We start from the raw sequence: 341 nt of genomic DNA, 5'->3' as shown, positions 1-341 counted from the left end.
GAATTTGATCAGGTACGCGGGGCGACATTGCCGCACTGTGGCCCCAGCCATACAGCGCGAGTGTCCATGCTGCCATTCTGTTGCTGACCAGTGGCGTTAAAAGTACCTACCACGTTTGTGGTGAACTCACGATCACTAAGGAACTGCGCCTGCCCGGTGCCCTGAGCTTTTGGGCAGCTAAACTGAAAGTTCCAGGTCTTGCCATTTCGCGCGGTGATTTTTTGCGTGCACCCGGAAGCCGGATCAGTCAGCGGGATGTTGTCAGACTGTACCTGAGCCTGTGTCAGGCAGGCTCTCACGCCCTTGCCGCCGAGCGACACGCCCTGCTTCTTCATCATCTG

The 341-nt window shown here is 57.2% G+C and carries 1 protein-coding gene; it reads right to left on the bottom strand.

Translation table 11 applies throughout. From position 1 onward, the window contains the following. Positions 1–8: 8 nt before the first annotated feature. Positions 9–341 (bottom strand): DUF3617 domain-containing protein (locus ALO43_RS16945; protein WP_157062324.1); only part of this gene is annotated, 333 nt, incomplete at its 5' end.

It is taken from the genome of Pseudomonas tremae, from assembly GCF_001401155.1.
In the GTDB taxonomy this organism is placed as follows: domain Bacteria; phylum Pseudomonadota; class Gammaproteobacteria; order Pseudomonadales; family Pseudomonadaceae; genus Aquipseudomonas; species Aquipseudomonas tremae.
The sequence above is the reverse complement of the archived record's forward strand: the minus strand, read 5'-3'. Positions and strand labels throughout refer to the sequence as shown.